Source organism: Nostoc sp. DedVER02, assembly GCF_034530675.2.
In the GTDB taxonomy this organism is placed as follows: domain Bacteria; phylum Cyanobacteriota; class Cyanobacteriia; order Cyanobacteriales; family Nostocaceae; genus Nostoc.
Map to the genome: position 1 here is coordinate 18,520 of NZ_JAVRCP020000051.1, position 26,545 is coordinate 45,064.

Below are 26,545 nucleotides of genomic sequence, written 5' to 3' on the forward strand. Positions count from 1 at the left end.
TTTTCAGATTTTTTACTAATGTTAACAATATATCTTTATTAAATAATAAAGCTTAATAGCAAGGAAATATGCAATGGCAACAATTTTAAGGGATTGGAGTTACCGCTATCAGTGGCTTTATGATGGTATCTCTCGTTTAGCAGCCTTAAGTTTAGGTGGTGAAGCCCGTTTTCGGCAACTTGCTTTGCAAGGCTTAATAATTCACTCAGATACTCAGGTTTTAGATTTATGTTGCGGTAGTGGTCAAACTACGCAATTTTTAGTAAAACTTTCACAAAATGTTACAGGATTAGATGCTTCACCTAAGTCTTTGCAACGGGCGCGGCTAAATGTTCCTGAAGCGTCTTATGTTGAAGCTTTTGCCGAGGAGATGCCATTTGCAGATAATCTGTTTGATGTGGTGCATATTAGCGTTGCATTACATGAGATGGAGCCTCAGCAATTACAAAAAATTATTAATGAAGTTTATCGGGTGTTGAAGTCAGGAGGGGTATTTACGCTGGTGGATTTTCATGCTCCTACAAATCCAATATTTTGGCCTGGGATATCGCTATTTTTGTTGTTGTTTGAAACAAAAACAGCTTGGCAATTGTTGAAAACTGATTTGGCTGGATTATTAAATGAGGTTGGGTTTGATGTGAGTGAGCCAACTTTGTATGCAGGTGGTAGTTTGCAAGTGATACAGGCTAAGAAGTGAAGTATACCGTCTAAACAAGAGCAGGTATCTTACCTGCTCTATCAATCAAAGATGAGTATTTGTTATATTCAAATTAGCATGATTAAATTTTGAGGTTGATAAACATGACACAGGAATTAATAGACATATCTGTATCATCGTTTTGATACAAAGTTTGTGTTTTAGTTTCAATCCCTAATAGGGATTTTGATGGTGTTTCAATCCCTAATAGGGATTTTGATGAATTGCAATGTAAGAGCAGCTAAAGCAATTGGATTAAGAGCTTCGTTTCAATCCCTAATAGGGATTTTGATGAATTGCAATTCATGATTGTGGCTCCCACATTGGGCACTGTTGTCCGTTTCAATCCCTAATAGGGATTTTGATGAATTGCAATGATAGATGCTCATCCTTGCCTAGTAACTTAGCGTTGTTTCAATCCCTAATAGGGATTTTGATGAATTGCAATAGCAGGCGAAGCATTAGCACTGAACTGGCAAAAGGTTTCAATCCCTAATAGGGATTTTGATGAATTGCAATGAGAGGTGTCTGCATACCGTTACATGCTTCGATACGTTTCAATCCCTAATAGGGATTTTGATGAATTGCAATCCTAACACCTTTGTTCAATGGCTTATTAAAAAAGGTTTCAATCCCTAATAGGGATTTTGATGAATTGCAATCGCCATTCCAAAGTAAATAGCCACAGTGGGGCGCTGTTTCAATCCCTAATAGGGATTTTGATGAATTGCAATGTTAAAGAATATGCAGCAACCGAGGGGTTTGAACTTGTTTCAATCCCTAATAGGGATTTTGATGAATTGCAATTTCCTGTTTTTAGATATTCCCCATGCATTCCTTCTGTTTCAATCCCTAATAGGGATTTTGATGAATTGCAATGCGAGGAGTAAGGGCACTTGTCTTAATAAGAGATGTTTCAATCCCTAATAGGGATTTTGATGAATTGCAATGCTTGTAGTGGGTTTAAGTACAAGTGGTATTATCAAAGTTTCAATCCCTAATAGGGATTTTGATGAATTGCAATTATTTCTCCGTAGGGGCAATCTACAGAATTACTCGTTTCAATCCCTAATAGGGATTTTGATGAATTGCAATCCGTTTCCTTTCTGCTTTAGAGTCTTCTCGAAAGTTTCAATCCCTAATAGGGATTTTGATGAATTGCAATAATCAAACTTGGGGTTGTATCTGCTTTGCATTTCCATGTTTCAATCCCTAATAGGGATTTTGATGAATTGCAATATTCTCTGATTTACATAAACCTCCATAAAGAAAGCGTTTCAATCCCTAATAGGGATTTTGATGAATTGCAATATTATTATGGTTGCTATCTCCAAATATATTGGTGTGTTTCAATCCCTAATAGGGATTTTGATGAATTGCAATTGACTTGCCCCACTTCTTCTTTGGGAATAAATTGATTTGTTTCAATCCCTAATAGGGATTTTGATGAATTGCAATAATTTGATGAACTCCGGGATCTGTGCCAGCAGCTTGGTTTCAATCCCTAATAGGGATTTTGATGAATTGCAATAATCCTAGCAATTTTTCTCGCTTTGATTAATTCCGCGTTTCAATCCCTAATAGGGATTTTGATGAATTGCAATTTGCCTTAAGCGAGTTAGCGGGGGAATCAAAAGAAGTTTCAATCCCTAATAGGGATTTTGATGAATTGCAATCTTGATGGCACGCCTATTGATGTCGGTGCTGTTCTTGGTAAGTTTCAATCCCTAATAGGGATTTTGATGAATTGCAATGCAGTATTGACTGATGGTGAATATTCAAAAATCAGTTTCAATCCCTAATAGGGATTTTGATGAATTGCAATCTTGCACCCCGCCATCCTCTCCGTATGATTGCATAGTTTCAATCCCTAATAGGGATTTTGATGAATTGCAATTTGTAAATCGAATAGCGTTGTTTGTTTCATAATCGGTTTCAATCCCTAATAGGGATTTTGATGAATTGCAATTCACATTTCTCTGGTAGGTGAATGTCATCATTGAGTTTCAATCCCTAATAGGGATTTTGATGAATTGCAATAATGAGATATCGGTTGCTATGGCATCCCGACGTAGTTTCAATCCCTAATAGGGATTTTGATGAATTGCAATAACTGTAGACCGAAGCTTGCAATTGCGACTGCTCGTTTCAATCCCTAATAGGGATTTTGATGAATTGCAATTAAAAGATTTCCCAGCGATCGGCTGGATCAAGTCGTTTCAATCCCTAATAGGGATTTTGATGAATTGCAATTCAACAAAGATGCGCTCACACGCTAGTGGTTGATGTTTCAATCCCTAATAGGGATTTTGATGAATTGCAATGACATGGAATGATTCAGACTATACAAGCTACTCTCAGTTTCAATCCCTAATAGGGATTTTGATGAATTGCAATCTACCAGGGATTTTAATCACTAGTAATTTTCTAAGTTTCAATCCCTAATAGGGATTTTGATGAATTGCAATAGCTCTTGACCTCCTAAAGTGATTCGGCACTTGATGTTTCAATCCCTAATAGGGATTTTGATGAATTGCAATTCAGATATAAACAAGAGTTAATGGATTTTGATACTAGTTTCAATCCCTAATAGGGATTTTGATGAATTGCAATTCCAGCCAAGAGAGTATTGCTGCCTTACATTTTTGTTTCAATCCCTAATAGGGATTTTGATGAATTGCAATGATCGCAACCGACATTGCTTTAGGTCGCTTTGATTCGTTTCAATCCCTAATAGGGATTTTGATGAATTGCAATGGTGAAGCTTTTGCCGCTTCCGATCGCCCCAGCTAGTTTCAATCCCTAATAGGGATTTTGATGAATTGCAATAGCAAGAGCCTGAAACCCAAGCTGTATTTAGTTTTCAAGGTGCAGTTTCGCGGTTCAAGGGCAATCATAGCATTAGAGAATTCGTTTGGAAAGAGCGCCAGGAAAATTTAAAGGCTGAAATCGTTTTTCGATAAGCATTTCAGAGATTGCGCGGATGAGGATTAAGCGACTAATGGGTTGAAAGCCTTACTGTAGTTGGGATAGAAGCACTTTTTTAGGGCTGTGGAATTTGTACACCTACCCCTCCGCGCATTTTAAATACAGAAACCTAGCCAGAAGGGGACTCAGCAAAGAAAATTGTTTCGTCTCTTGGCTGTTCTCCGCCAATACGTTCGATTTTTCCCTGACAACAGCCACAGAGAAAATAAAAGCGCACGCTGTCAGTATCGGGTTTAATCAATTTGGCTAAACGCGATCGCAGTTTAGCATACTGAGTAGAAGTGATATTGCACTCAAACACACTCAGTTGCATCCATTGTCCGTAAGACTTAAGAATCGAATGGATTTTAGTCCGACGCTTATCTTCTGGAATGTCGTAGCTGACAACAATATACATGAAGGGAGTGGGAATTGGGGATTGGGAATTGGGAATGGGGAAAAATCATAAGTTATTTGAGAACTAAAGGGGGATATTTATCGATTTCGTTCATCAGGTATTTACTCAACAACCTCGCCTGAATTTCAAAGGATTGTTGATAGGTGCATTTGTTTCCCATAACTGGATGTTTGAACTCTGATTGTTTCTTTTGTTCGTAGGCGCGAAGAAATGTATGCAGTCCTTCTTTGGTTAAAGACACAGCACCACTGAGCGGTTCGGTGGTAAAGTCAGTAAGGGTTAGCGATCGCTTGTTAATCAGCGACAAAACTACAGCATCCACTATTAAAGGACGAAATTCTTCCATCAAATCCAAGGCTAGGGAAGGTCTACCATAACGTTCAACGTGTAAGTATCCTAGATAAGGATCGAAGCCAACTATATTTAAAGCACTTTGCACATCATGACGTAGCAATGAATACCCAAAGCTCAGTAAGGCGTTAACTGGATCGGTTGGTGGGCGGCGTTTTCTGGCTTCAAATCGGAATTCTGGGGTTTTGATTAGCTGTTGAAAACAACCGAAATAGGCTGCACTACCAGCACCTTCTAAGCCTCTGAGGGAATCAATACTGCTAGTTTTTTCGATGGGTGCGATCGCGTTTTCCAATCGAGTGATGTTATTATTCAGGTCAGTATCAGGATATTCTCGCTGAGTGCGAAGTAAGCTATGGCGGTAATTTTTCAATTTACCCCGCACAAATCCTCTAACTAAATGTATTGCTGGTTCTGATTCTCCCACAGCTTGCCATTGGGCTTTGCGAACAAAGATATTTTTGGTAACTTCTGGTTCTAAACGCCCTAAATATCGTCCGTTTTGTGTGAGAAATGTTAAACAAATGTGACGTTCTAAAAGTTCACTAACAACGGCGGGAGAAATAGTAGCCCGCCCTAATACTACAATTCCTTCTAGTTTAATTAAAGGGATATCCATGATAGTTTTTTGTTCGGCTTTGACGGTGAGACGTTCGTCAACTTTGCCGATAAAAGCATCAGCATGTGTTACGTAAAGTGTTCCCATTTTTGATGATTCCTAGTAATAATTTGGGTTTGAGGAAATAGATTTATTGGGTATAATTCAATACGGTTAGCAAGGGCTGTTGGTGTAGATAATTGGTCTTTCAAGACGCGATAAATCGCGTCTCTACATGATAGGTTTGGGATTATCTGAACTGTATTGGAGTATGATTTAATTGACTTCTTGATAACTTTTGACTTTATCAGTTGCTTTGGGTAAACATTGCGAATAAAGACTGCATCCTTGACAGCGTTTGCTGTAAACTGGTTTTGGCATTGCTCCTGTTTCTAGGAGATTTGTGACAGATTTAATAGTAGCGATCGCACTTTGCCGTAACTCTGCATTAATCTCTACTAATTGCCGTTGATGGGAGTTGGCATAATAGATATATCCAGTACTTACAGGTTGTCCTGTCATCTCTTCTAAACATAAGGCTTGGGCACAAACTTGCAATTCATCGTTATCCCATTCGCCCTTACGTCCCCGTTTATATTCCACTGGATAAATTTCACCTGATTCGGCTTCAATTAAGTCAGATTTGCCGATGAGTTTGTATTGCTCAGACTTCAGCCAAATTGCTCGAATCTGCCAAGTTTCCCCTCGCTGTATATCGCTTGTAGTGTGGACGCGCTCGTGTAATGTTGTGCCTTCAATTGTGTATTGATTATCGGTAAATTCACCTGCACAAAACATCCTCCAACAGCGATGCGGACAATAGGCATATTGATTCAATGCCGCAATGGAAATATATTCAGTTTGGTTCATAACTTAGGTGGTTTTTAAATGATTGTTGAAATTAGGGAGAATACAGCCGTCGCGTCATACCCATACCCATTGTTGTTTTTCTGCCGACACCAGTATATAAAGCAAAGTCAGCTAAAGCATTAATTTGCTTAATTTGTATTGGTTCAACTGTCCCTAAAATCTTGTAGGTAACTTCGCCAAGAATGCCAATAAATTTACTACGAGAGTCTGCTAATATTTCTGTGTGAATATTGACAAAAGAAGGAAATATTGATTCAATTGCAATCTGAGTAAATTCTATACCACTGTATTTATTCCACCGCGAAAGTAGGGAATTGAAAACAGATTCCCTGGTAGGAAGAGTAGTATCATACTGTCCTTGACGGAAGGCGGTAGGCGTGGAGAAGGTAAGGTTAATGGAAGAATTGCGATCGCTAGCTTCTTCGTATAATTGAGCGTAAGTACTGGCATTTGCCCAAGGTTGAATAGATTGGGGTGTGCCTTGAATGCTGGTGATATACAAGTCAGCCGGGCCAAGATGCCAAGGGCGATTGGGATTAAGATTTAGCCAAAGTTGGGTAAGTTTGCCAAATAGAGTGTCATCTAATAAAGAGATGCGCCACCAACAAGGAGTTCCAGCGGGAATGGGTTGTTGATGTGAGTATTGCAATTTAGATCCCCCCCTACCCCCCTTTAAAAGAGGGGAATTAATTTGTAGAGGGGAAAGGGTGAAAGCTTTATCTGCGGTGGAATCGTGCAAGCGATCGCCTAGTTCTTTATCCACAGAACTAACGAGGGTTAAAAACAAGGCGTGGAGATGTCTACCAGTGAGATATTGTGGTGGAATGGGCGATTGAGGTAGCAAATTCAACACTAAACTATGAGGCATACTTTCTTTTTTTGGTTGTAGACTGAGTGCTTCTTGACTCTACAGTGAACTCAGGGATTTCTTGGAGTTCAGTTTCACTCAAACTATACTGTTCACAAACGAGACTTAGGCGATTTCCTGGGGTTTTGACAGCGTTAACCGAATGGGTTAAATCACCTTGAAAATAAACCAAAGTATTGAATTGGGGCTTAATTTGCCCAAGTTGGCGTTTGTGCGATCGTAATACCAATTCTCCCCCTTCCATATCCGCAGGTACGCGCACATAAAGGACACTGACAACCGCAGGCGGTTCAATGGTTTTGGAGTAGGAACGTAAGGAGCGATCGATATGCGGATCGACGCGGGAGCCTTCTTTTAGCTGTAAAGGATTGAGGTAAAAAGCATTACAACTCGGCTGGAGAGCCAAATCGAGGTAAGGTTTGAAGTAGGGAAACTGCTGTTCTACTTTTGCTAATCCAGAACGCTGAAATACTACAGAAAATCCTTTCGTGGCGACAAAATCGCGATTCAGGTTGTTGATAGCAAAGTAAGGACAAGCTTGGATTTCTCCCCACAAGTTGTTAAGGTAATCGCTGGGGAAGGCGTTGGTTTGTTGTTGATAGTGTTTCACTGGGGATGTGAGAGAAATATGCTTATAAATTGATGTTCTACAAATTCTCGCACCATTGGTGCGAGAATTTAATTATTTATCATGCAATAAAAACTTCATCATCTGGAAGACGTAATTGTTTAAACTTCATTGCCATTGTTAAAATTCCTGACAAGCCTGTAAAAAATCTATATTCTTTCTCCATATCATTACAATCGATGATTATTGGATAAGAAACAATTCCTTGTTTATTTAATTGAAAAATAACAGCAGCATTTGTTCTTGGGCAAATAATTACTCCTGGTAAAAGATGTCTATTCAAAGCTTGTATTAGAGGTGTGGGTCGTATTGCTCCTCCAGCACTGCGGATAATTTGACAATTTTTAAAAGCTGTTAGTTTGTTCAGTTCTGTACTGATAAATTCTTGCCAGTTATCAGTATAACGCAATCGAAAACTCAATTGATAAGTTTCAGTAGCGCGACTGGTGACTTCAATATAATCACCATTTTGGATAAATTCGTAATAGCGCAATAGGTGAAAAGGATCTAGTCTTGTTTCCTCTGATTCATCTAAAATAAAACCATGAGGGTCACAAATGGAAAGACTTTCAAATAGACTAGAGCGAAAATCAAATAATGGTGCATAACTGGTACTAAAAACTTCAGCAAATTCTTTTAATTCAGCTATTACATCATCATCTTGTTTAAGCAATGAGTTTACGTATTCTTCTATAGTGGCTCGTCCGGCTTGTAAATCTGCCCAATCTTCACTAAAATTTGCTTTGATAAAAGTTTTAACAAAGGCTTGACCACCTTTGATATACTTCCAATCCTTTTTGATTTCTTTAGGAGTTTTTTTCGCAATAGTTTCAGCACCTCTCAAAAGTTTCATTCTATAGCGATAATCATCCCAAGTTCTGTTTCCGTCAAAAATAGATTTTAGAGTATTGAACAAATCCAAAATCAATTTTTCCTCAGCTAAACCTTCAAGCATTTCTTCCAATTCCAACAAGGGACGGGCAATTTCTAGAAATGCTTCTGAACGCCAGTAAGCTTTTAAAAAAGGCTTATCCAAACAAGGAAGTGTTTCGAGTAAGTCTTTTAGTGCTGTACGTCCCCCAGCCGTATCTAGAGACGTTAAGCCTTCATCCCAGGCGTTAGCGGGTAAGTAAGCAATGGCTTCTGAATCAATATTAGTTTCAGATTTACCCAAGACACGCCCTACTCTACCAATTCTCTGCCAAAATGCGGCGCGATCGCGTGCTGAAAAAATCAACCAATCTAAATTTTGCCGTTTCGGTTCAGGATGTCTTTCAAAGTTAAATCCTACATCTACCGTGCTAGTAGCCAAAATGATTTTACATTGCATAGCCCTTTGTCTATCTTTTTTGGGTGCAGGGCCTGTAATGCGTCCGATGTCATCACCAAGTCCTTGCTGGCGCAGTAAATCTGATAAACGATTAATATTATCGAGAGAGTCCAAAATTACAGCACCATTTTCATCAGGTCTTTCTCGAAAACGTTGGACAACTTTTGCTGCTAACTCTGCTAACCACTCTTCCTTACTATCAGGTTTTGGTCTTAATTCTAGATTAACTGCTGTTTGTGATGGTAAAAGATTAGTATTACCAGCTTCTCCATCAATCTTTGCTATTTTCACGCCAGCTTGTTTTAAATTTTGCAATGCTAATTCACAAGCTGGTTCTGGTGTTGCTGTGAGTAAAACTACCTTGCGTCCATTTTCAAAAAACCGAAAAACATGAGAATAAGCAAGATAAAACAGCATTCCTACTAGCTGTTTAGCATCGTAGAGGTGAAATTCATCAAAAATGACTGTAGAAAACTTGGTGTAAAAACCAGCAGCAATATTGCCTCTATCCAAATTGTTATATGCAAAGAAAGTTGCATAGTAAAAAATATCAGGATTTGTTACCAAAAGAATTGGTGTATTTGCCCCAACATCATTGAAAATTGTAGCTGGATTTCGCAAAACATTATACAGCTTTTCTCCTGAACGACGGCCAACTTTATTGTCAGGCCAGCTTTTAATATCTTTAGCTGAAGCTGATTTCACAACATGAGGTAAATTAGCATCACGAACAAACTGTTTTGCTGCTTCTGTTTGTTGTTCAATTAAAGCATTCGTGGGAGCAATGTAAACAGCACTGTTATTCGGCTGATGTTTTAATACTGCTAATCCTGCTTTAGTTTTACCTGTGCCAGTTGGTGCTAAATCAAGGATAATGTCTGCATCTGGCGATTGTTCAAATACATCTAGTTGGTGTTGAAGTGCATTCTTTATGAAAGATATTTTATCTGGTGATGCACAAGCTGAAATACTGCGAGGTTCTAATCTGATAACTAAGTTTTGATTACTCATTGCTACTTTCTCTACCACAAAAATGCAAATCTGCTGGTACAATTATTTCTCCAATTTGCCAAGCAGCACCCCGAAAACGAAGATTTTTAATGATGGGTGCAGGAGGAATGGAAATTAAATCGAACGCTAAAGCCTCTATTTGCTGTGGTAAATCAGCAGCATTTAGATAGTGTTGACTTTGATATTCATCTTCTGGTAGTAAAGTCACAGGAAATTCATTAAGCACATTCACCTTGACCTTACTCATGAATTTACCAAGGCGAATATAATTTGGTAATTGATGATTTCCAAATACCAAAGTTTGAAATTTGTTTCTGCGTTCAATCATCCGTAATCTTCCAGTTTGCGGAAAATTACTTGGTCTAAATGAACTTGGTTTTTTCCCTTGGCGTTGTAATGGTAAATCTTCTCGCGCCGTAGCAACACGGTTATTAGTCATTGCATACCAGTAAGCATCAGAAAGAGCATTGAAACGTTCAAATCTGAATGTCACACTACCTACTGGTGAAGCTGGTAAGATATAAAAATCCTGTGCTATTGATTGGAAATCTTCTTTGTAGGTTGGTCGTCCTGTAGCCTGACCTTGGAGGCGATAGGGGGAATTTACCCAACCTAAAGCATAGGTAAGAGCATAATTCCCAATTACCCCCTCAGTGTAATAGGTATCAGACAACTCCCTAGAGGCAAAAAAGACTGGTTCAAGACAGTATAATTCAACAAGTTTTGCCTGCTGAAAAGGAATTGTTGACATATTTAACTCTCTACTTCAACTGGTGTATTTTTACTTTTACCCTTAGCCTTTTTCTTTTCAGTTGCAACCTGACGGAAGGGTTCATAAGATTGGGTTAAACGCTTGAGAAAATTATCACGTTCAGCTTCTGACCAATTAGTTTCTACATCAGTTAGTAAGTTTGCTAATTCTTCTTCAGATAGCTGCACAGAAACTCCTCTCTTATTTTTCCAATTAGCAATTACTTGTTTACTTGCTGTAATTAATTGATTAATATTCAAGGGATGTTCTAAAGGCTTACCTAAGACATCATAAGTAGCTTGTACAAGTTCCAGAGAACTAGGAAGTTCGGTAATACTACCAAATACACCTAATATCTCGTTTTCCATGCGTCCAACACGACTGGAAACCGCACCATAACGACTTGTAAAAAGAATATTACCGATGATATAGCGCAGTTCATCAGCAGTTACATCTTTGAGGGTGACAACATCCAGAAAATGCACGCCTGGTTTGATGTATTCGCTGGTATTTAAAGCTGTTGATGCGTTACCTTTTTCATCGCGCATTGTGCCGGTTTCGTAGATGGCATTTATGGTGCGATCGCCTACAACATCACTAGCAGGTAAAATACTAAAAGCATCTTCAGTCCAAATGCGACTTTTTTGAGCGCCACCACCACCAGCCGCGAAGCCGTAGAGGAAACAATCTACACACTTTTCACAAGGTGCATTAGTATTTAAAGAACAAAGAGAACCATCTTTGGTGTTAGTATATAAAAGCTCATGCGCTCTTAAATGTTCCCGTCCATAGCGTCTTTCTGGTGCTACTTGTTTGCGCTTAGTCATCACCAAGCGCTGAATTATAGTTTTTTGATTTTCACCCTCTAAACCAGCTTGGACAAATTCGCTACACATTGGTTCACCTGAACCTTCTGTGCGAAAGATAGTTTCAGAATGGGTTGTTCTTAAAACCACTAAAGTTATAAAACGTCCTTTGGGAAAATTCTCATAACTTGTTGCTAGAACTGAAGAAAGTTTTGAAATGGACATGATGAAAACTCCTAATTATTTAAACAGTTGTAGTTGTTTCGACAGAATCATCTTCAGATTGACTTTTGAGTTGTTTCCGTGCTTCTTCAAGGAAGAATAAATAAGCAGCTTCTAAAGTTTTTTGGTCAGATAAAAACTTTTCAGGACGTGCTGAATAAACCTCCTCATATAGTTTTCGTAATAGCTCGTAATAACGCTTGACTTGTTCATACTTTGTTGCACCTACACCATGCTCACGGATACGGTCTAAGCGAGTATGATATTGCTGTACTAAAGCGGCAAAAATTACATCTAAACCCAAATAAGGCTTTTGAGAACGAATAGCAGCAATAAAAGCTGTAAACGGTTCTGCTTGAGCAGTTCGTTTAAAAGAACTTCCCCAAATTTTTCCCTCTGCTGCAACTTGAGCAGCTTCTCGAAGATATTTAGTTAAAAGTAAGTTTTCATCCGGCATAAGGCTCTCCAGTAAACTATTTAACGGCTCACAAATGCGACTCCAAATAACACTCAAGTTTGGTTCGTCTTGTTCTCGCAGAGTCCAACGTAGTAAGACATAATAAAGTTCAATGGGTCTGACACAAGCACGAGCCAAATCATACAAACAATCATCAGCTTTCTGAATACTTGCAACAGATGTTGCTAGTTTGCCAATGCAACGTAGTCGCTCAAGAATTTTTTCTGCATCTTGGCGTTGCTGATATTGTCCATTTCCTAATAAAGTTTGCAGCGCAGAAGGAATTCCCTCTATTCGTCCGTAAACATCACTAAATAACTCCACCTCTAGATTGCTACTCAAGGTAAAAGGAAAGCCAATATCTAAAGATAAGGAAATTTCTAAAGCAAGTCTTAGTGATTTCAGTAAAGCTAAAGAATTATTAACATCTCCCCAAAGTAAAGGAATAATGACAGATGTATGAACAAAATCAGGACGTTTTGGTAATGCTAAACCAACTACTTTGTTAGCTTTAAATTCAAGCTGGTTATCTTTATATAATTTCAATTCATCAATAGTGACAGTACCACCTTCAGCATTTGTCGCTGCAAGTTGTTTTAAAAGTCCACGCCAAATTCTCAACAGTTCTGGAGCAGAACCTTTAGGTAATGCTAAGTGTAAATAAAGCGGGTCTTGTTTTTTAACAGCAGGAAAATTTGCCCCGACTGCCATTAATTGGTAGGCTAAAGCAGCAATTGAATCTGCTTGTCTTTTCGGTTCAGCACTGATACCACCCGGTAAGCGGTTGGAAAAAGCTTGGACTTTTGTACCAGGAGGCATATTATCTGAAATTAGCTCATCTATATCAGTGGAAGTAGAACCTAAAGAACATCTTTGTCTAGGATTTGCTTCTACATAAGCATTTAAATCATTGCCTCCATTTAACCGAATAGCAAAAGGTAAATTTACCATTCTGCTAACGGCTGCAATCATTTCTTCAGATACTTCTGTTTCTTCAGATATTTGTGTACTTTCCTTTCTTAGTTGGAAAGATTCTTGTAGAGCTTCTCTAATACCCTCAATTCCTTTAACAGCAGCCTTAGCAGCAAATAAAGGTCGCCCATATTGACCATTAAATGGCTCAATTGCAGTGCGCTGAAGTTCAGATATACCTGTATAATGAGCGATTTTATCCCAAACTTCTTTGGGGCTTAATCCGGCTTCTCGGTAACTAAGATAAGCTGCTTTCAACCCTTCAGATATAGCAAATTCTTCTGCGTTACTTACAGGTAATAATTGAAGTTCAGTCGCTTTGATTAGTGCATCTGCACCAGCCGCTTCACCCCATTTAGTTACATCCTTAGCAATCTTGTCTGATTTATAACCAGCTTTTTTTCTTTCTAAAAGAGCCTCAACATTTACCAAAACTTCCTCAATATTCTGTTGGATAGCTTGAGAAGTAACTTTAATACCATCCTTGGTAGCTCTAACAAGTCTTTCGATATTATTTCCAAAAACTTGGTCAATTTTAATTTGCCAAACAGCAGCTATTTCTTTTGTCAAATTAACATTTGGTAAAGTTTCTCCTTCAAAAAGTTCGCCATCAGGGAAAATTGCTAAAGGATTTAACCCATATTTTTGCAAAACCTCTTCGCAAGCACCCAGCAAGAGGGCTGTAATATAGCCTTTATCTTCAGAGATGCGGATTCTAAAAAGATTACAGCTTCGCCCAAAAGCAACGGTTAATTCTTTTTCCAGTTTGCGAAAACGTTGTGCATCTGGAATTCCTAAATCAAATAAGTCCGCAGCTGTAAGCATCGCTGCCCAACGTTCAATATTTGGGTCTTCTGGTAAAAATCTTGCTCCATCGCTGACGTTATGACCTGAATGGCGTTCAATTAGCTTTCTAACTAACTCCAAATCATCTTCTGAGACGACAAAGGTGAGTACACAAGTTTTTTCAAGTTGTTCTCGTAAAAATTCCTGATTTCTAGCCAGGGTTTTAACATTGCGTCCTTTGGTATCTAATTTATTCAGGTCATGTACAGCAGTTGCAGCTAGTAGCAAAGGTCTTTTATCTTCTGGAACTTCTGCTATTCGGCTAACTGTCAAAATGAACTGACACGCAGAATCGAGGTGTTCTGCAAGGGTTGTACCCGTTCTCACACCAGTTTGATGACGATGTGCATGATTTTCGTAAAGCTGGGGGCGAATTTCAGTGAAATAACGCTCCTCTAAGGTTTTCGGAGAGCTATTTAAAAGCCTATTGCGCTTGATCATATACAGTTATTTCGAGCCAAAATCGAGTCTAGGTTGCAAAGTCAACTTTTGAGATGAGTGCTTATACTGAGATAACCTTAATCTGCAAGGTTATCTCACTGCACTTTTTTGCAATCAGACTATTTATAATTACATTTATGAATATGGCACAACTAAATCAAAAGTGCAAGTACATTTTATAAATGCCTAGAAAAAAAGAAACGATTACACTGTCAATTCCGCCAGGAACTAAGGAACAACTAGAAGCGATCGCTCGCCAACTCAATATAACTTGGGGCAAAGAACCCAGTATTTCGGGCTTAATAGTAGCGATCGCACAACAATCTGTAGAGGTTGGAAAGCCCTTTACACTTGATTCTAACCAACTTAACGCCTTACAGCAGGCAATAAAAGCTTTAAACGATGCAGGCCATATAGGAGAAGCGCAAACTGTACTTGCACTTTTGCTAGAACGTGGCAATCTTGAAGCACCTCTTCGTCAATTGCTGATGAAACAACTTAGTCAACCTATCCAAGAATGGCGAAATACGATAGAAGAACTAAGTAAAGCAAAACAGCCCTTCTATCTTCTCTATTTCAACTCTCAAGGTCAGGAATTAGATTACAAAGTTCGTCACGCTGAGGTGAAGTTTTTTGAGAAACGCTTTTATCTCATGATTTGGTGCGAAGAGACAGCAGACGTAGAAAACGATATCCCAGAGTTACCCAAACTTTGGCACAATCGTTGCTTAAGCTTTGAACGAATTAAGTCTGTTGTCCCGACAAGTGGAGATTGGCGGGGTGAACTTGATTATATAAAAGTGCAATTACACTTTCGGGGTTGGCTAGCTAAAGCTTATCAACCCAAAGAAGATGATATTGAGGATGACATGATTAATGATGTGCGTCAGGTCGTGCGGCGAGTAGCTAATCCTTTCTGGCTGATTCGAGAAGTATCGCGGTATTGGGAAGATTGCGTGATTGTATCACCTGAGAGTCTGCGCGATCGCCTCAAACAAAAACTTCTCACCCTCTGCAATTTATACGATATCGAAACCAGGTCTTAATTCTTTCCCTCTCCGACTTGGAGAGGGACGGTTTTACATAGCAAAACCAGGGAGAAATCTTTTCAACCTTGACAAAACTACATTTCCATAAGATGCACTCATGTAACCGTTGTCTGCGATCGCCTATAGCCATGTACACTACGTAAGTAAGACAAATGACGTAATAACAAGGCTTACAGACATCAATTCTGAAAATTAAAGAAAAAAATAATTACTAATTGCCTAAAAATTCCGGTTTTTTTGGCTTTGGGATGATAAATAAAAATAATAGCGTTGAATGTCATGCTTCCTAGCACGGAGGATTACTGAAATTCTTCGCCGCCTTCAGCATGACTACTGAACACTAAATAACATCTGCCGCTAATCAGTTTTTTGCTGGAGATGCTGCTACATCAAAAGGCTCTACCACTAAACTTGCTCTAGATGTATCTAAGTAACTATGCTGAGAAAGTGCAAAGATGTCACCGTATTTAGGAGTGAATTTTAAAGCAATTGTAAAGGAATTTGTACCATTTTGGCAGGTTTTTATCGGAGAGATGGGATATTAGTAGATTGTACAAATCTTTATTGTTATTCACTATCTACCGATAACTGGAAAGTACAAGCAAATACCGACATAGATAAGTTTAAGTAATTTAACGAAGTAGGAAATAATACATGGTATTATCACTGTCTTCTCATAACGTTATCCAGTATCTGCAAGAAGCGGGGCTGTGTAGCTCAGAAGATGACGCATCAGATAAATCTGAGTTGCCAGGAAGTAGTAAGAACAATTTCGATTTACTCGTGACTCTAGCAGATAATCGTAAACTGCTCGTTAAACAAGAACGTAACGTTAAAAACAATGACGTAGCTCCTCGTGAATTGTTTCAGGAGTGGCTATTTCATCAGTTGCTCCAGCAGTTTCCCGTTCTTGGCAATATTTCTGCGATCGCACCATTGGTAGTCCATTTTGACGAAGAAAACTCCATCCTTGTCCGTAACTACTTAAGTGAATATCGAGAACTTGCGACATTCTACCACAACAATGGGATTTGTCCACAAGAAATTGCTACTGCCATCGGCACTACTTTAGCGGGACTCCATCGCGCAACCTACAACCGCCGAGAATATAAGGATTTTATGGCAACTGCTCCCCAAGGAGAGTTTCGCTATAGCTTTTACAATCCGGCGCAAGGGGTAGAGTCAATTGGGCCGGAGATTTTTGGGACGGTTCCCACGGATGCGCTGAAATTTTATCTCCTATACCAACAGTCTGAGAGTTTGGAATCTGCGATCGCAGATTTGGCATATAACTGGAATCCTTGCTGCTTGACTCACAACGACCTGAAATTGAACAATATTTTAGTTCATTCCAGATGGGAGAAACTAGACAATTGCCTAGTAAAACTAATCAATTGGGAAGCTTGTTCTTGGGGAGATCCAGCTTTTGATTTAGGAACTTTACTAGCAAGCTATTTAAGAATTTGGCTTAATAGCCTGGTAGTAGATCCCACCATTGAGTTACAAGAATCTCTAAATCTGGCGTTGACACCGTTAGAGAGTTTACAACCTTCAATTCTTGCTCTAATTAGGGCTTATTTAAATGCTTTTCCCATGATTTTGGAATACCGCAGTGACTTTATTGTGCGCGTTATTCAATTTGCGGGGCTGGCACTAATTCATCAAATTCAGGATATGATTACCTGCCGGAAATCCTTTAATAATGCTGATATTTGTATGCTGCAAGTGGCTAAAAATTTACTAACTATGCCGCAGCAAGGTGTACTAACTATTTTCGGAATATCAGAGTTAGAAATTCTGAATCCTGTGGAAAAAGTTCAGAAACTTACTCAACCCGTAAAGGAGCCACAGCTACTTCGTCTTTATTACGAAAAAACTCGGCTTCGCGGTTGTTAGTGACAGGGAGTAGAACAATTCTGGAATTCTGGCTCCTGACTCCTGAATTCTGTTTTTTAAAGTTTGAGTTCTAAATGGATTAATGCTAAATTACTCTATCAATCAACCACTAACTTCTCTATTCGATATTGCTAAGAATATTCAGATTGAGCCAAATTTTTGTATTTATCATCCCAATTATCAACCTTTTGCTCTCCCGCCTAAAGTCGCCGATAGATTTCAGCAAAATTCTGTAGATTTGCAACAGAAGTATCTCACTCTATTGCTGCGAAACTTTCTTTATGGGATCTATTACAATGGCTCTCTACAAAGTACTTTAGCAGTCAATAATGATAATAGTAATTGCCCAGCGAAGCAGAATTTAGCAGATAATTCTATCTTAGAAATTGATTGGAAATTTTATGAGCAATTGCACGCCAGTAATCACGGCATAGGTTACTTTGACCCTCGATGGCAGGTATTACGGAAAGAACCTGATGGTACTATGGCGGTGACTAAAGGCGGTTTAACACTTTATGTTGAGCCAGATTGCCATCTAAAATCCAGCAAGAAATCTACCAAAGTGGGTGACATGGTAGCAATCTGGATGCCCAAAAATAGAATGCAAAATGGCTGTTATTTGGCAGTTAGCAATGTCGGACAGGAACAGCTAAGTAACCCCGATGCTGATTTGGGAGCAGGGCGAATTTACTTTAACTTTACCCCATCTGGTGCGATCGCTCTCATGGAAAGCCTGACACTGCAATTGAATGCAGCCTCGATTCCCTTTAGCTTTCAGGTTCTTCACAATCCCTGTGCATACGGACGCTATGATTCGGGGCTACTCTACTTTGAACTCCCCGATTATCCAGCAATTCGTACAATCCTTCAGACAATTTACCTAGAAAATCAATCTCATTTCCAGCCTGAAATCCCTTTGTTTACCAAATTTTTAGCCCCAGGTTTAGGTTTAGCCGAAGAACCAACCCAAAAGTTTGCTGCACAAGAAAGTTTTGGGATGAACCGTTGCCAAATTGTTGCTAATGCTTTGTTAGAAGCTTGGCAAATAGGTAAGAATGCGATGGAAGAACGGATGAGGACGATTGACGAACACTTTGCCCGACACCTAATAGATTTACAGCGTCCTTATCTCAATCCTAGTTCAGAGGATATATATAAGCCGTTAAATTGATTTATGGGGAATTGGGAATTGGGAATTGGGCATCGTTAAGAGGTTTAAGTTATAGAGTTGATACTGAAATTAACCTAGTTCATAGAATTTTTAACCTAGCGATGTCTACGGCAGACTAAGTTTACGTCTTATATTTAAAGGCATCATTGATTCTTACTTAAAAGTTCAGCACGCAGGTTAATTTAATATCCACTATTTTGAGATTTTTTCAGCGTTACTAATTTACAGAAATGATTCCATTTTAATCCTTTACCAATAGTATTAAGAGATTAGCGAGCAGAGGAGAAGTTGCAACCAGTTTTCCCCTCTTCCCCATACCCCATACCCAATTCCCAATTCCCAAATTTAAAATTCGACAATTACCGGCGTATGGTCGCTGGGCTGGGTTAATTTTCTGGGTGCGGCATCAATAATACAACTTGTAGCACGGTCATACAGTACGGGTGTGAGGTAGTGATGGTCAATCCGCCAACCTAAGTTGCGACGGAAGGCGGCGGCGCGATAATCCCACCAGCTATAATTTCCGCCTTCTGTGGTGAATTTGCGGAAAGCATCGGCAAATCCTAGTTTCAAAATATCGCGTAAGGCTTGGCGCTCGGTTTCTGTTGCCATAATGTGATTTTCTGTACTCACTTGCTCGTGAATATCTTTATCTTCTAAGGCAATGTTGAAGTCACCGCAAACACAAATTGCAGATTCTGACAGCACTAGCAATCGCAAATACTCGTGTAGCGCTGCTAACCAGCGCAGTTTGTATTCATATTTTTCAGTTCCTACTGCTGCACCATTGGGAACATATAAGTTAACAATCCGAATACCATCAATTACACCTGTAATTACGCGCTTTTGCTCGTCCCATTCGTGGTGTAAATCTGGCAAAATTGCCCTAAATCCGCTAGTTACGTTTAAAAGTGGCTGGCGGCTAATCAGGGCTACGCCGTTATAAGATTTTTGTCCTGATATATAAAGGTTATAGCCCAACTGCTCAAAAGGCGATCGCGGAAACTCGGCATCCGCAACTTTGGTTTCTTGCAAGCAGAGAACATCAACAGGATTGTTAGTTAACCAATCAGTAACCTGTTCGAGACGAGTGCGAATTGAGTTGACGTTCCAAGTAGCGATTTTCATTAGTTATCAGAATTTTTTGTAAATTAATAATTACAAATTATGTAATTATTGTACAATTACTTAATATTTATAATTTCTTTTCTATTTGCCAATTACCTTTAAACAAACCTCTAATCATTTGATCCCATTAAATATTTTAGTATTATCAGCTACAAAATATTCAATTTTGTAAGTTCCGATACAAAATATTCTACTTCATTATGATCCCCAAGACAGATGCAACAAGTAATTGATTTGCTATAGGTTATAAGTCTGGCTCTAAGTTGACATTCGCCGATAGTTGTTTAGATTTGTCGGTAAAAAATTTGCAGGATGGTTAACCTTTATTACGCTTTTAGTAGCCTTTTAGGTTAATTTAAATGTCAAAGGAGTAAGTAGAAATGCTTTATTCTCATAGAATAATGATGCAACTCATTATATTGAGGACAATTTCATGGATTAGCCAAATGGTTAACGGATATGAAGTTGTTTACAGACAAATTATTAAAGACCGCATAGAATCGAATGGTCGCATTCATGCTACCAAAATCAATTTTTAATCAACTGATTTTTTTGCTGAATTTAAAACAACAAATTTTTTTAAGGAGGACATTGGTATGAGTACGAGAGCCAACACTTGCCCATGCTGCGGTGGTTCCCTCCTGCGTCATGCTCGTCATGGTGAACTATATTGGTTTTGCCTGTCTTGCCGACAAGAAGTGCCACTATTAACTGCTACTCGCTTGCCTAATGTGGATACCCGGAACACCGGAGTGCTTCCCCAGCCAGTGGTAAATACTTAGTTTTTCCTATTTTTAGATTAATAAAATTTGTTTAGACCTATGAATTAACTCCGCCTGGTAAAATCGGATGGAGCTAATTGATAGGTTTAAAGCTTTGTTAGCAGCGTTACTTTATGGGCAAGAAGATTTACGCTTAGAAAAAGTTGCTGACCCCACTCCGGCGGCTGGTGAAGTTGTGATTCAAGTAGGGGCGGCAACAACTTGCGGTACAGATTTGAAAGTCTGGCGGCGTGGTGGTCATGCCAAAATGCTGATACCACCAACGCTGTTTGGTCATGAAGGTGCTGGGCGAATTGTTGCCTTGGGTGCAGGGGTTACAAATTGGCAAGTGGGCGATCGCGTCGTCGCTAATAATTCCGCACCATGCATGAAGTGCTTTTTTTGTCAACGTCAAGAGTATTCATTATGTCCGAATCTGACCTGGAATAACGGGACTTTTGCGGAATATCTGAAAATTCCCGCAGCGATAGTACAGCATAATTTATTGCAGATACCCGATGAGTTGCCGTGGGAATTGGCAGCCATGATGGAACCCTTAGCCTGTGTATTGCATGGTGTAGCCCGTTCTAATATTAAGCCCAAAGATCGAGTAGTCGTCTTAGGAGATGGGGCGATTGGGCTAATGTTTGTGGCGGCGTTGAGTGAGAAAGCTGAGGTGTTGCTGTGGGGAGGTAATCACCATCGGCTAGAAATTGGTCAAAAATTGGGTGCAACCCAGACCTTTAATTATCATCAAATCTCGGATATTCCTAGTGTAGTGAAAGAACTTACCCAAGGATGGGGCGCAGATATAGTTATTGAAGCTACAGGTGTACCAAGTGTTTGGGAAACTGCGATCGCCTGCGCCCGTCCTGGTGCAACAGTCAACTTATTCGGTGGATGTCCACGGGATACCAGCATTACTGTTAATACAGAACAACTACACTACAGCGAACTTACTATTAAAGGCGTGTTTCATAATACACCAAAGTATGTGCAGGAGGCGCTGGCACTGATCGCTAGTCGCAAAATTCCCTTTGAGTTACTTATTAGCGAACAGCGACCATTAAAAGATTTAGAACAGGTGTTTTGTGAAATGAAGGCACGGCAGGTAATTAAGGTAGCAATGATTCCTTAGTTTTTTGCAGAATATAGTAGATGCTCTGAGTCTAGCCAAACAATACCCATTAGAGAGTGGTGAGTGGTGAGTAATGAGTAATGAGTGTTGAGTGCAAGGGGATAGACCAATGCCCAATGCCCAATGCCCAATGCCCAATGCCCAATGCCCAAAACTTAAAGACGATTAGTTTCTTTTGTAACTAACTTCCAACCTTCAGCTTGGTCAATTAACTTCATCGAATCTAGTTGAAGATTGTTGAAAGCAGATGCATGAAGCAGGAAATAGGGTTGCCCGTTGTAATGCCAATAATATTCCAGTTCGCCAACAGAAGCGGGAATGATGGTGCGATCGCTATAATAATCCAACGACGGACGATGGTAGGGAAAAGATGTGTAAATCTTCCTCGTAGCTGGATTTGCCCGCGCAATCATCGCAGCAACTGGTTTAACTGGATAGGCTTCAGATAATTCCCAAACCCAGTAGTTAGATTTCATTAACAGCAGCAGCGAAAGATAACTTCCCCAAAACAAAATCTTTAGAAATTGCCCGTCACCTCGTTCTGCCAAAATAGCAGCTAAGGTCATAGTTAAAGCTACTGCGGCAAAAATCAGTTGTAAGTCTGTTTGTGATGTTGTACCCCAACTGAAATAAATGCTACCAGCAGAAGCAACTACAGCAAGTATTGCCAAACCAGCAACCCAAGCACGGGGATAGGATGAGAGTAAAGGCGAATTTTCTGTATCTGATAATTGGATACCAAAAGCTAAAGCTAAACTAGGGTAAATGGGGAATAAATACCAAGGTACTTTGGTAATCATGAAAGAAATTACCAACAAATAAATACCACTCCACGCCATTACTAGTTTTGCCCAGCTAAGATTGCGATTTTCCCAAGTTAAGCGGACAGTTTGCGGTAAGAATAATAACCACGGCCATGTGTATTTGAGAAGTTCAATAACATAGTACCAAGGTGGTTCGGGATTGCCCTCTACAAAGGAGCCAATTCTACCTAGTGATGGGTTTACAAGCCCAACTTGGGCGAAAGTGTAACCATAGTGAATTAGTTGGGCGCTATACCAACCAGCTACAGGCAGAATACCAATGAAGATTGCTAACCACAGATAGTAACACGTGAGCAGTCGTGGCGTATCCCAAAAGAGAAATACGATCGCGATCGCACCTAGCAATGCGCCGAGTAGTCCTTGAGTTAGGCAAACCAGCCCAAAACTGACACCAACACCAAGGCAATAACGTAAATCTCGGCGCGATCGCAACACGCACAACATCATCAGCATCAAAAAACTTACCATCGCCCCATCCAACATTGCCAAGCGCCCATGACGCACCACAGGTAGCATTGTTAGATAAATCAAAGCGCTATAAATAGCAGCCCAACGTTGGCGAAATATCTCACGAGCAATGCAATATAGCAGAGGTACAGATGTCGCTGTTAAAATTGCTCCAGGTAGGCGCGTTGTCAACTCATTTTCGCCTCCTAGAGAATAAGCCCAAGCAATGAGCAAATGCATCAAAGGCGGCTTGTTATGATATGGTTCGCCTCCTAGCGTTGGGAAAAGCCAACGCATTGAACCTGCTGGAGCGTGCCAAATTTCACGAGCAACCTGTGCCACAGTCCCTTCATCCCAATCTCGCAGCGGCAACCCTCCCAGATTGATGCTAAACAGTAATACTGCTGCCAACAGCAATACTATTAGCCATACCCAATCAATCCATTTGCCAACCGTGCGATGCTGTTTTTCTAGATGACTCCAAATAAAGCTTCCTTCTTGCATATTCTCTGGTAATCATTTTACTTGCTGGTTTGATTACATAGAGACCAAAGCGAATCTCCAATGTTGCCGCCCAGTAGCAACGTATATTCTTAACAATTGCTAGTTTCCAAGATTAACTCAACTTTCTCTAATTAGCGCTCTTTTTTGAAAAATTTATCTTAGTTAGTAAAAGAACATATAAACCGAAAAATGATAAAAATAATACAGTAGATAAATTATTTGTCACCTGTTTGCTAATCCGTAGATTAACTTGTATTTTATTTGATATTTAACGCTTAGTTTAACTTTTATCACTTAGTTTTTATCTGGCTAAATTTAGATTTATATAAAATTCTTAAATCTTCCGGTTCGTTACCATATCAGCTTGGAATTTATTCTAGAAAAAAAAGACAAAAGAAAGAATAATTATTTTATAGGCTTTATAGTCTAAACGTTTTATTAATTGAAACTTGTAGGTTTTAATACAATTCAGTTAAGTACTTCTTTCTGATCTTCCTTTGTCTACTTTGCGTTCTTCTCTAACGAGACGCTGCGCGAATGCGGTTTGTTAAAAAAGATGAATTTGAAAAATGATTTTAGCTTTATTGCATTTTAATAACTATTTTATAGTTGGATATTAGTTGCTTAAGTATCACTATGGCTATGCCTTTTGATTTTGATATTAGTATTAAAAAATAAAAATAACTTGTAATTTTAATTCTTGATTTTGAAAAGTAATTTCAATCTGTCTGATAAATTCTCGAAAGTAAAATCGCCGCTCTGTTTCCGACAAATCTAACCAAAATTGCGGTATAGAAACAGCTTGAGCAACAGAACGCAAATTAACTGGGGGTAGAGTCGCCAACTTTGCTTCAAGTGCAGAAATTTCTGTGCGGAGTTTGTAAGCCCTTAACTTTGCTGTTTCAATATCTAAAATTCCAGTTTCAATTAAAGCAGGTAACTGATCGAGTATTTCTTGCTGACGCGCGATCGCTTGTCCTAAACTATTCTTGACTGCATCCAATTGAGGAAAATTCATCCCCGCGACAGCTAACGGTAAGTCACGGCAAACGGTTTCAATTGTATGTTCCAACACTTCTTGGTAGGGAATAGCCTTACACTTGGGGCGTTGAGGACAGCTAGTAGAACGTAAATAAAGATACTCCTTATCTTGATTGCGTTGGGTGACACGAGTAACTGTCAGATGTGACTGACACTCAGCACAGACAACCAACCCAGCTAAAGAACGCCTAGCACTAGCAGTTCGGGATGGTAAACGGCTGTTACGGCGTAAAAGTCGGTCAATTTGGGCTGCTTCTTCTTTAGAAATTATCGGAATATGTGTATTAGAGATAATTTCACCATTTTGGTAAGCTGTATTGCCACGATAAACTGGATTAGTTAGCCAGCGTCTTCCCGTGGTTACAGAGATTTTTTTGCCGTATTTTTTCGCCAAATAACGAACTGAACCCCGCAGGGAACCATAGAGTAAAAACTGTTCAAAAAAATCTTTGACTACTGGTGAAGTACTGCGATCGATAGTATATTGTCCCTTACCTCTGCGATAGCCATAGGGAACTTTGCCAGGTGGCGGTGCAACCTCAAGACGATTGCGCGCATGTCCTTGGCGGATGCGACGACTGCGTTGCTGACGCTGGATTGCATTTAGTAAATTTAGCAAGTCAGCGCCGAGAGGGTAATTTTCGGAAGTGTAAGGTTGTTCTGTGGCGATGATCGCTACTCCCATTGCTTCGAGTTGATGCAAGCGATCGCTAATTTCTTCTACAGTATCCCCTAATTCTTCCAGCCGCCGAATCAAAAGATAATCTGCTGGTTCAGTTTCGCAATCGGTAAATAATTGTTGTAATTGCGATCGTGTAGAAGACTTTTGCTTGCCCAAATCTTCATAAACCCGATCCACCTCCCATCCCCAATCGGCTTGATCGGGAGCAGATTCTAATAGCGGATTGGTGTAAGAGTAGGCAATGATTTTCATTTGTCATTGGTCATTTGTCATTGGTCATTTGTCATTTGTCATTTGTCATAGTCAATAATCAATAAATAGTTCTTCTTCCCCTGCCTCCCCTGCCTCCCCTGCTCCCCTGCTCCCCTGCTCCCCTGCTCCCCTGCTCCCCTGCCCCCTCCCCCTCACTGTTGACTCAACTCGATAATATTTCCATCTGGATCTTGAGTGAATAGGGCAGGGCGACCGGAAGCGCTGGGTTGAATGGGATAATTATGATTGAGCAACTCTTGTTTGGCAGCGTCCAAGTTAGCAACTGAGAAAGCGATGTGGGGGTTGCGTCCCCATTTTTCATTTGGGTTTTCGGTAGGGACAGTAGGTGCAACTATTAGGTGAATTTGATAGTTGCCGACTTGATACCATACACCAGCGTATTTCAGGGAACGATCTATTTTAGATAATCCCAGTACTCTGCCATAAAAGTGTTCGGAGCGTTCTAAGTCAGTCACAAGAATTGCGGTATGGAGACTTTGGGTAATCTGCATTGTTGGTAAGTGCGATCGCATTTATCTAAATTTTGATGTCTTTTGAATCTTTGCTAGCTTGCAACTATTTGACCTATAGGACAATTTTATCTTATGAAGATAGCAATATAACTATTTGATATCACTCTGATAATCTCTCTAAAACCTCCCGTGCGATCGCCCCCCAATCTTCATCCTTATACTCAACATGCTGTCTGCAAATAAACCCTCGCCTCTGCATAGTTTTTTTCTACTTTTGCAAGCGTTCCTAAAGCGTGGTGAGCTTAACCACACTAGGTTGATGTTAAAAAATCGCACACTAAATCAATTAATATAAATTTTACTATAGGAATCCGGTTTGATTTGGAGAAAATATCTGTAGGATGTGTTAGCGACAGCGTAACACATCAAACCTGTGATAATAGTGCGTTACGAACTCCGTTCTAACACACGCTACAATAGCTAATTTCGTTCAAAAATCAAATAGTAATCCTATAAAAAAACTGAGTATTAGTAGTTTTTACAAATTTTATCCGAAAAGACTTGTATATCTATCAAACATTTTAAATAATTATTAATAATACTAAATTTTTAACTATTGGCTTGAATTATTAAATAAATTTTGAATCCAATAATTATATGGAAAAACTAATTACCTCAATACTAGATATTTTATTAATAACTAATAATTTAGGAAAGATAAAGAAAGTAAATAATGCTGCTCAACAATTATTTGGTTTTAGTGAAGAAGAATTAGTTAATCAACCAATCTCAATGATAATAGATGATGATCTATTATTAATAGAAGCAATTTTTAAACATTCCTCATTTAAGCAAGATTTTCAAAACTTATACCAATTCTTTATGAAGCTGCGCTAAATAAGGCTTCAAGGATAAAGTCGTAAGAAGTAAGAGAAGCAATCATCTC

20 protein-coding genes and 1 CRISPR repeat array are annotated in these 26,545 nt (G+C 39.3%); of the genes, 7 read left to right on the forward strand and 13 right to left on the reverse strand.

What is annotated here, in order from left to right; genetic code table 11:
- Positions 1-73: 73 nt before the first annotated feature.
- Positions 74-697: a class I SAM-dependent methyltransferase gene (locus RMZ41_RS29005; protein WP_322641678.1), complete on the forward strand. Its 624-nt coding sequence runs from the start codon at positions 74-76 to the stop codon at positions 695-697.
- 164 nt (positions 698-861) lie between these two features.
- Positions 862-3,526: a CRISPR direct-repeat array (repeat unit 37 nt; unit sequence GTTTCAATCCCTAATAGGGATTTTGATGAATTGCAAT).
- A 268-nt stretch (positions 3,527-3,794) separates the two neighbouring features.
- Here RMZ41_RS29005 and cas2 read toward each other — a convergent pair.
- The 9 genes from cas2 to RMZ41_RS29050 form a co-directional block, all read right to left on the reverse strand.
- Positions 3,795-4,082 (reverse strand): CRISPR-associated endonuclease Cas2, encoded by a 288-nt coding sequence (cas2, locus tag RMZ41_RS29010; RefSeq protein WP_322641677.1) that lies wholly within the window; start codon positions 4,080-4,082, stop codon positions 3,795-3,797.
- Positions 4,083-4,134: 52 nt separating this feature from the next.
- Complete coding sequence (cas1d, locus tag RMZ41_RS29015) at positions 4,135-5,139, reverse strand: type I-D CRISPR-associated endonuclease Cas1d (RefSeq protein ID WP_322641676.1); 1,005 nt, start codon at positions 5,137-5,139, stop codon at positions 4,135-4,137.
- A 168-nt stretch (positions 5,140-5,307) separates the two neighbouring features.
- Positions 5,308-5,901, reverse strand: a complete 594-nt coding sequence (gene cas4 / locus RMZ41_RS29020; RefSeq protein WP_322641675.1) for a CRISPR-associated protein Cas4 — start codon at positions 5,899-5,901, stop codon at positions 5,308-5,310.
- 31 nt (positions 5,902-5,932) lie between these two features.
- Complete coding sequence (gene cas6 / locus RMZ41_RS29025) at positions 5,933-6,769, reverse strand: CRISPR-associated endoribonuclease Cas6 (RefSeq protein ID WP_322641674.1); 837 nt, start codon at positions 6,767-6,769, stop codon at positions 5,933-5,935.
- Positions 6,759-7,379 (reverse strand): 2OG-Fe(II) oxygenase, encoded by a 621-nt coding sequence (locus RMZ41_RS29030; protein ID WP_322641673.1) that lies wholly within the window; start codon positions 7,377-7,379, stop codon positions 6,759-6,761. Before RMZ41_RS29030 ends, cas6 begins: the two co-directional genes overlap by 11 nt.
- Before the next feature lie 79 nt (positions 7,380-7,458).
- Entirely contained in the window at positions 7,459-9,738 is a 2,280-nt protein-coding gene (cas3, locus tag RMZ41_RS29035) for a type I-D CRISPR-associated helicase Cas3' (RefSeq protein WP_322641672.1), read from the reverse strand.
- Positions 9,731-10,489, reverse strand: coding sequence for a type I-D CRISPR-associated protein Cas5/Csc1 (gene cas5d, locus RMZ41_RS29040; protein WP_322641671.1), 759 nt, complete (start codon positions 10,487-10,489; stop codon positions 9,731-9,733). The genes cas3 and cas5d overlap by 8 nt, the downstream gene beginning before the upstream one ends.
- 2 nt (positions 10,490-10,491) lie before the next feature.
- Positions 10,492-11,520, reverse strand: coding sequence for a type I-D CRISPR-associated protein Cas7/Csc2 (gene cas7d, locus RMZ41_RS29045; RefSeq protein ID WP_322641670.1), 1,029 nt, complete (start codon positions 11,518-11,520; stop codon positions 10,492-10,494).
- 19 nt (positions 11,521-11,539) lie between these two features.
- On the reverse strand, positions 11,540-14,233 hold the full coding sequence (locus RMZ41_RS29050) for a CRISPR-associated protein Csc3 (protein WP_322641669.1): 2,694 nt from the start codon (positions 14,231-14,233) through the stop codon (positions 11,540-11,542).
- A 182-nt stretch (positions 14,234-14,415) separates the two neighbouring features.
- Here RMZ41_RS29050 and RMZ41_RS29055 point away from each other — a divergent pair, with 182 nt between their 5' ends.
- The 3 genes from RMZ41_RS29055 to RMZ41_RS29065 all read left to right on the forward strand — a co-directional run bounded on the left by RMZ41_RS29055 (position 14,416) and on the right by RMZ41_RS29065 (position 18,349).
- The gene (locus RMZ41_RS29055; RefSeq protein WP_322641668.1) at positions 14,416-15,279 is read left to right on the forward strand and encodes a WYL domain-containing protein; all 864 of its coding nucleotides are present in this window, start codon (positions 14,416-14,418) and stop codon (positions 15,277-15,279) included.
- Between the two features lie 657 nt (positions 15,280-15,936).
- On the forward strand, positions 15,937-17,178 hold the full coding sequence (locus tag RMZ41_RS29060; RefSeq protein ID WP_322641667.1) for an aminoglycoside phosphotransferase family protein: 1,242 nt from the start codon (positions 15,937-15,939) through the stop codon (positions 17,176-17,178).
- An 82-nt stretch (positions 17,179-17,260) separates the two neighbouring features.
- Positions 17,261-18,349 (forward strand): T3SS effector HopA1 family protein, encoded by a 1,089-nt coding sequence (locus RMZ41_RS29065; protein WP_322641666.1) that lies wholly within the window; start codon positions 17,261-17,263, stop codon positions 18,347-18,349.
- A 345-nt stretch (positions 18,350-18,694) separates the two neighbouring features.
- Here the strand turns inward: RMZ41_RS29065 and xth are convergent, their stop codons facing one another.
- The gene (gene xth, locus RMZ41_RS29070; RefSeq protein WP_322641665.1) at positions 18,695-19,477 is read right to left on the reverse strand and encodes an exodeoxyribonuclease III; all 783 of its coding nucleotides are present in this window, start codon (positions 19,475-19,477) and stop codon (positions 18,695-18,697) included.
- A 596-nt stretch (positions 19,478-20,073) separates the two neighbouring features.
- Between xth and RMZ41_RS29075 the strand changes: the two genes are divergently transcribed.
- On the forward strand, positions 20,074-20,259 hold the full coding sequence (locus RMZ41_RS29075; RefSeq protein WP_322641664.1) for a hypothetical protein: 186 nt from the start codon (positions 20,074-20,076) through the stop codon (positions 20,257-20,259).
- Positions 20,260-20,353: 94 nt separating this feature from the next.
- Positions 20,354-21,376: a zinc-dependent alcohol dehydrogenase gene (locus RMZ41_RS29080; RefSeq protein WP_322641745.1), complete on the forward strand. Its 1,023-nt coding sequence runs from the start codon at positions 20,354-20,356 to the stop codon at positions 21,374-21,376.
- A 155-nt stretch (positions 21,377-21,531) separates the two neighbouring features.
- On the opposite strand, the gene RMZ41_RS29085 is transcribed toward RMZ41_RS29080, so the two are convergent.
- From RMZ41_RS29085 to RMZ41_RS29095, 3 genes are all read right to left on the reverse strand, one after another.
- A complete protein-coding gene (locus RMZ41_RS29085) occupies positions 21,532-23,151 on the reverse strand; it encodes a glycosyltransferase family 39 protein (RefSeq protein WP_322641663.1) in 1,620 nt (539 codons plus the stop codon).
- A gap of 667 nt (positions 23,152-23,818) precedes the next feature.
- A complete protein-coding gene (locus tag RMZ41_RS29090) occupies positions 23,819-25,126 on the reverse strand; it encodes a recombinase family protein (RefSeq protein WP_322641662.1) in 1,308 nt (435 codons plus the stop codon).
- A gap of 152 nt (positions 25,127-25,278) precedes the next feature.
- Positions 25,279-25,638 carry a VOC family protein gene (locus tag RMZ41_RS29095; RefSeq protein WP_322641661.1) on the reverse strand — a complete coding sequence of 120 codons (360 nt, stop codon included), beginning with the start codon at positions 25,636-25,638 and terminating at the stop codon, positions 25,279-25,281.
- A 618-nt stretch (positions 25,639-26,256) separates the two neighbouring features.
- Between RMZ41_RS29095 and RMZ41_RS29100 the strand changes: the two genes are divergently transcribed.
- On the forward strand, positions 26,257-26,496 hold the full coding sequence (locus RMZ41_RS29100) for a PAS domain-containing protein (protein WP_322641660.1): 240 nt from the start codon (positions 26,257-26,259) through the stop codon (positions 26,494-26,496).
- The last annotated feature ends 49 nt before the right edge of the window (positions 26,497-26,545 follow it).